Here is a 6,715-nt window from a genome sequence, read left to right as displayed (position 1 = left end):
TGCGTACCGATGCAAGAAACGCGTTCAACCACACGAACCTCGGTACGCCCAACAGTGACATTCAGAGCACCAACTTCGGCCAGATCACCGGTTTAGCGGCAGGCGCCAACATGCGCAGCCTGCAGTTCTCCGGCACGATCGCTTTCTAAGTCGATCCATCTGGAGGGTTTCACCGGCCGGCAGCGTTCAAGACTCTGCCGGCCTTTTCTTTGTCTTATGCGAGCGAGTAAGACGTACTGCGTCCTCCAGCCCGGAAATGCGCCCGGAATCCCAGCGAAGGTCCGGCCATTCCGATCGTTCGGAGATGCAGCTGCCGCGCGCTAATCTCCGCATCGCTTGCAGAGAATATAGCGCGTATTCGCCGCAACTACATCATCAAGAAGGGTGTCCTGTCGAAGGATGCAGCTGGAGGACGCAGTACGTCTTACTCGCTCGCCTGAGACAAAGAAAAGGCCGGCAGAGTCTTGAACGCTGCCGGCCGGTGAAACCCTCCAGATGGATCGACTTAGAAAGCGATCGTGCCGGAGAACTGCAGACTGCGCATGTTGGCGCCTGCCGCTAAACCGGTGATCTGGCCGAAGTTGGTGCTCTGAATGTCACTGTTGGGCGTACCGAGGTTCGTGTGGTTGAACGCGTTTCTTGCATCGGTACGCAGAGTAAAGCCGATCCTCTCGTTGAAGTGGAACGTCTTCTGCAACGAAAGGTCCTGCTGAATGAACTGCGGTCCAATCAATGTGTTGATCGGGTAATCTCCGAAAGTACCAGACGCTGGAAACGCGAAGGGCGAATTGGACGGGCATGATGTGGAGCTGCACCCGGCAGCGAGCCAGTCACTCCGGTTCGGTGACGAGGCATAAGGACTACCGGTGCCGATATCAGGCCGACCGGTAGGGCCAATGTTCGGTTTCCCGGGGTATTGGTCGAGGCTGGGGGAGAACGGGAAGCCGCTGTAATAGGTCATGACCCCGCTGATGTTCCAGCCGCCTACAATGAAATCGGCTGCCCGATTCATGTTGCCGAAGTAATGGCGCCCACGTCCAATTGGAATCTGGTAGCTTTGGGCCAGAGTCCACTGTTGGTGCGGGAGCAGGTTGCTGTCACCCACTCCAGCTGCGCGATCGTAAAGGAAGTAATAGTTGGAATCGTACGGATCCCATCCGTCGCCTTTCTGGACCTGGTAGGTATAGCTGCCCTGCAGCGTCCAGCCTTGAAGCGCGTTGACTTTGAACTGAGCCTGGAAGGAGTTGTACTCCTCGTTCGCACAGTCGCAGTAGTACGACAAGCCTTGACTGATGCCGAATAACTGATAATACGGTTCGTCCAGAAGGGTGTTCGACACGCCAGGCACATACGGGGCTTCGTTCGGGTTGATCGATTGACCCGTTCCATTGAACCCGTGGCGGTTCACATTACCCACGTAAGAGGCTGTTACGGCAATTTTGTTCGTCAACTGACGCTGGAGAGCGGCATTGTACTGATAGACCGTAGGCAGCGTGATCTGCGCGGGCCGGTACTTCGGCGAAACGCCCGCGGGCAGGGGTAACGTTCCGTTGGACGAGATGGTGTACGTCGGGAGTCCTGGAGGCCCTTGAGCGAGAGTGAAGATAGTGGTGTAGCTGTTCGGCGACGGTACCGTCTGGTCCGACAGGACCGGGGGATTCTGCGTCACGTTGTGTCCGAAATTGGACCCGAACGTTCCCAGATCGTAAGACCAGCCGTAGCCTGCGCGGAAGACGGTCTTCGGCGTAATCTGGTAGGCCACACTGAGGCGGGGCGCGAATAGGTGCCAGTCCATTTGCTGGATGCCGTGCAGCGAATTGGAGCCTTCACCGAAAACGTACAAAAGTCCGTTGTTGGCGTTAAATGTGGCTCCGTTGCCGTCCGCGTTCACGCTCTCCGGGAAGACCATTTCCCAGCGAAGCCCGTACGTTACGGTGAGCTTGGGAGTGGGCCGCCATTCGTCCTGCGCATACCAGAAGAAGCGCGGCTGATGCTCGGTGGCGTTCGTGCTGCTGCTGGCATAGCGGCCGAAGCTGCTTACGTCGCCCAGCAGGAATGTAGCAAAGCCGATGCCGGGCGTCGTCCCCGTACCAGCTGCGCCGGTTACATCGCCGGTGATGTTGCTACCAAACGTGAGTTCGCCGGCACGATGGGTATCGCTGGGAACGCGGAGGTTCATCGCGTACCGCAAGTCCGCCCCGAACTTGAAGGAGTGGTTTCCAGCGATCTTGGAGATGTTATCAACAAACTGATACTGCGATTCGGTCTCGGTAAGCGGGCAATTGCACTGGTTGACGCCGAGGGCATAACCCAACATCGCCTGGTCTCCAGGCGTCGGGACATAGAAGGCGGATAGACCCGAAGCATACGTCGTGTTGTAGTTCAGCCCGGGAATACCGGCCGTCGTGTCCGGGGTGGTTCCATAACCGTTCGGAACATCGAACACGTGGTATTTCTCCCATCCGAACCGGAACTCGTTCACCACCGTGGGACTTGCCGTGTAGGTCCAACCGATGGCGAGACTCTTATTGCTCGCCATGGAATCGCCGGCATAGTTTCCAAACGCCGGTCCGCCGGCTTCCTCGCCGAACGCGCCGGGTGCCTGCTCGGTGAAGGCCTGGTCGCTAAAGCGTCCGAAGATCGTATTCTTCTCGTTCAGGTAGTAGTCTTCGCGTGTGTTCCAGAGGTTCCCGGTAACCGCGATCGCTCCGTTGGCCGCATAGTTATTTTCGAAAGGAGCGCCGGCAACCTGTTGGAAGTTCGGAGCCGGCCAATAGTTCATAATCGCCAGCGCCTGCGGGCTCATCTGACTCATCGGAATCGTGTTGTTGGCATACGGCATGCGGCCCTGGCCGGTCACCGGATTACCTGTGAGCGGATTGTAAATCTGGTATTCGCTGTTGTACGCCAGCCATTCGCTGAAGTTACCCTGCCGGGTCAAAGCATCGGGAACGGTGGTGACGATGGAGGCGCCCTGAGTGACGCGATTCAACTGCGCGTCGCCGAAGAAGAACAGCTTATTCTTGATGACCGGACCGCCGATGGCGCCGCCGAACTGGTTGTAGCGGAACGTGGCCGGAGGCAAACCGGTGAACGGATTCGCCGCGAAGGTCGTGAATCCCGGAGTATTGAGCTGCAGATACTCGAACGCATCGCCGTGAAACGTGTTGCTTCCCGATTTTGTCGAATAGGCCGCAACGCCGCCGCCGGTGTACTCATACTCGGCGTCGTAGTCCTGAGTCGCTTCCTTAACTTCAGCAAGCGAATCGAGCGTCGGATTGATGACGATGATCCCGAGGATCGGGTCCTGGTTGGTGGTGCCGTCCAGCTCATAACCCATGGAATCGAACAACTGGCCGTCGACGACCATCTGAACGCTGCCCTGCGGATTCTCGTCCGAAGCGTGCTGCCAGCCCAGTTTGGCCGTCCCCGGTTCCAACAATTCGAATTCCTGAGCGTTGCGTCCGATGTTGGGAAGCTCGTTCAGTTCTTTTCCGCTGAACGTTTGGGCAACGTCCGCGCGATCGGCCTGGAGTAGAGGCGCCGCGGCCGTTACCTGCACTTCACTGGTGACGCTGCCCACCGTAAGTGCCGCGTCGAATCGGGCCGATTGATTTACTTCGACATTGATCTCGCTTGAAATGACTTTGCCGAACCCCGGAGCTTCGATCGTGACCTTGTAGATATCCGGGATCAGCTGTCCTTTCGTGTAGTTTCCCGAGGCGTCGGTTGTCGCTGTTGAAGTAGTTCCTTTACCGACGTCCAGGATGGTGATGGTGGCATTCGGTACCGCTGCACCCGAAGCATCGGTGACGGTGCCGAAAATGCTGCCGAACACTTCCTGCGCTTGAACTAGCCGCGGAGTGAGAAGAACCGCCAGTGCGAAGAGCAAGGCGGGTATTCGTTTCAAATGGCAAGACATGGCCGCTAAGTTTTTCCCCTAATCTGTGGCTAACGGGTTCACGCTAGCCGTTCCCCGCAATAGTATGAAAACGGGATCGGTTTGTCAACCCGGGATGACCACTTTTAGTGCAGCTGAATAGATACCTGTATAGATAGGTGCGGATTCGAACGTTGTAGCCCCTTTAAGGCAAAGCTTAAGGCAAAGCCGCACCGCAGGATTGCCGTACAACCAGCTCACAATCCAGCAGGATTTCGCGCGCCGGCATGGTTGGGTGCGCGATCCGGTCGAGCATCGCGGTGATTGCCGCCGCCCCCATCGCATGGCAAGGCTGGCGCAGCGTGGTCAGCGGCACAGAAAGAAGATGCGAGTACTTCACGTCGTCGAAACCGACGATTCGCAGATCACGCGGGACCGAAACACCCAGGACGGCCAGGGTCTGCATCAGGCGCCCGGCCGTAAGATCGTTAGCGCAAACCACTCCATCCGGCTTGCATTCCTCCAGCATTTTGGCGATCAACTGGGGTTCGTCCGTCTCGCAGCGCTGCACCATCTTGTCGTTGAGCGGCAGTTTCCAGGCAATGTGAGCGTCGCGGAAACCGGCAATGCGTCCATCGACCGCCGGAGCGCATCGGGGACGCGCGAAGAAGATCAGGCTGCGGCATCCGTGCTGCAGCAGATGCTCCGCCATCCGATAACCGGCCAGCCGATTATCGATGCCGACCAGATCGTAACGGCTGCGATAGGGATACGGCAGAATACAGCGATCGAGCAGGATAATCGGAATGCCCGCCTGGTCCAGCCCGTTTGCGATCTCCCGATTGACCTCGTCCATATGGGGAGTCAGCTCTAGCGGCGCGAAAAAAACCCCCGAAGCTTTCTGGGAGATAAAGAAGCGGCACAGCTCGCGCCCGAGAGTTTCGTGATTGGAAACGCCCGGCGGTGTTTTCCCCCAAAGCAACACGTGCGGACCCAGGCTATCGGCCTGCGCCATGCCGCGGCAGATGGGCTCGAAGATCTCGGTCATGCCGAGGTCGGGAATCAGGAGCCCGAAGGTCAGGCTCTGGTTCGATGGCGGCGCTGAGACGAAGCTGCCCGACCCGGCGCGCCGGTTGACGTAACCTTCCGTTTGCAGGTCGTTCAGGGCGCGGATCACGGTCATCCGCGAGGTCTTAAATTGGCGGCTAAGTTCCTGGTCCGAAGGAAGCTTTTGGCGCGGACGAAACTCTCCCGAGCGGATTCCATCGAGGATGTACCTGTACACCACGCGGTGCTTCGATGGCGGGGATCCGCCGCTTTCTGAGCCGGAAGTAGAGCCCAGCGTGTTCATGGCGCACTGCCAACTGTACACGAAAATTGGGTAACCTGTCCAAACAGGTTGAAATTTCCGTGGTATTTTGAGGCGGTACCGTGATGACCCGGCGTCAATGGATGTTTGTTATGGCGCAGGCCGCGGTCGCCGGCGTCCCGGCAGAATCGTTCACACAATTTGTAGACGTCGGGCATGCAGCCGGCCTGATCGAACCGGTTATTTACGGCGGCGTCGCCTCCAAAAAGTACATCCTGGAAACCAACGGCTGCGGCGTGGCTTTCTACGATTACGATCACGACGGCTGGCCGGATCTTTTCCTGGGCGGCGGGTCGCGGTTGGAAGGGCATCCAGGACCGACGTCCATCCGGTTGTATCGAAATAATCGTAACGGAACTTTTACAGATGTCACGAAGCGCGCCGGTCTGGAGCGTGTTGCGTGGGTTTCCGGGGTGACCATCGGCGATTTCGATAACGACGGCCGCGACGATCTCTTTCTCAGCTGCTGGGGACAGAACATCCTGTACCGCAACAACGGCGACGGGACCTTCACCGATGTCACCAAGGCGGCCGGGCTGGTTTCGACGGAAGATCGCTGGAACGCCGGATGTACGTTTGTCGATTACGATCGCGACGGCAACCTGGACTTGTTTATCAGCGAGTATTTGAAATTCGATTTGAAGACCGCGCCGCTGCCGGGCAAGACGGAGAACTGCTCATGGAAGGGGATTGCGGTGAACTGCGGACCGAAGGGGCTGCCGACCGGCCGCAACCGGCTCTATCGCAATAACGGGAACGGAACGTTCACCGATGTTTCCGAGGCATCTGGCATTGCCAAGGTGCATGGCCGCTACGGGATGACGGCACTTGCGGCGGACTTCGATGACGACGGATGGCCGGATATCTTCGTCGCCTGCGATTCGACGCCGAGCGTGCTTTATAAGAACAAGCACGATGGCACATTTGAAGATGTCGCGCTCGAAGCGGGTGTCGCTTACAACGAGGATGGCCGCGAGCAGGCGGGAATGGGCGTGGCCGTCGGGGATTCGCGCAACATGGGGCGCCTCGACATTTTCAAGACGCATTTCGCGGACGACACGCCGGCCATGTACTTCAATAACGGCAAGGGCGTGTTCAGCGACGTAACTTCGCACGCAGGCCTGGGCGGATTTTCCCAGTACGTCGGATGGGGCGCGGGAATGGCGGACTTCGATAACGATGGCTGGATGGATCTGTTCTGGGTGAACGGGAATGTTTATCCGGAGATCGAGAAGTTCTTCGATCAATATAAGTACGCCAATCCGCGCATTCTGTTGCGAAACCAGGGGAACGGGACGTTTGCGGACTGGAGTTCGCGTGGGGGAGCGGGTGTTACGGACCGGCATGCCAGCCGCGGTTGCGCGTTCGGCGATTTCGATAATGACGGCGATATCGACATGCTGGTGATGAATATGAATGAGCCGCCGTCGCTCCTGCGGAACGAGCTGCGGAATGGGAATCACTGG

The 6,715-nt window shown here is 58.2% G+C and carries 4 protein-coding genes; 2 read left to right on the top strand and 2 right to left on the bottom strand.

All coding sequences use genetic code 11. The annotated features are described in order from the left end of the window. Window positions 1–149: hypothetical protein (locus H1Y01_RS20255; RefSeq protein WP_180541845.1), on the top strand; the 149-nt coding region annotated here is incomplete at its 5' end. Between the two features lie 356 nt (window positions 150–505). On the opposite strand, the gene H1Y01_RS17590 is transcribed toward H1Y01_RS20255, so the two are convergent. Then, on the bottom strand, window positions 506–3,892 hold the full coding sequence (locus H1Y01_RS17590; RefSeq protein WP_219341663.1) for a TonB-dependent receptor: 3,387 nt from the start codon (window positions 3,890–3,892) through the stop codon (window positions 506–508). Window positions 3,893–4,097: 205 nt separating this feature from the next. Continuing rightward, complete coding sequence (locus H1Y01_RS17585) at window positions 4,098–5,231, bottom strand: GntR family transcriptional regulator (RefSeq protein WP_180541841.1); 1,134 nt, start codon at window positions 5,229–5,231, stop codon at window positions 4,098–4,100. Between the two features lie 83 nt (window positions 5,232–5,314). Here H1Y01_RS17585 and H1Y01_RS17580 point away from each other — a divergent pair. Further along, the coding region (locus tag H1Y01_RS17580; RefSeq protein ID WP_180541839.1) for an FG-GAP repeat domain-containing protein at window positions 5,315–6,715 on the top strand (1,401 nt) is incomplete at its 3' end.

The organism is Nevskia soli (assembly GCF_903970205.1).
GTDB lineage: Bacteria > Acidobacteriota > Terriglobia > Bryobacterales > Bryobacteraceae > Bog-113.
Note: the sequence above shows the minus strand (reverse complement) of the source record. Positions and strands in the feature narration are given on the sequence as shown.

Coding starts and splice junctions, on each gene's coding strand:
- H1Y01_RS17585 (WP_180541841.1), bottom strand. CDS start 5,231: ATGAACACGCTGGGCTCTACTTCCGGCTCAGAAAGCGGCGGATCCCCG.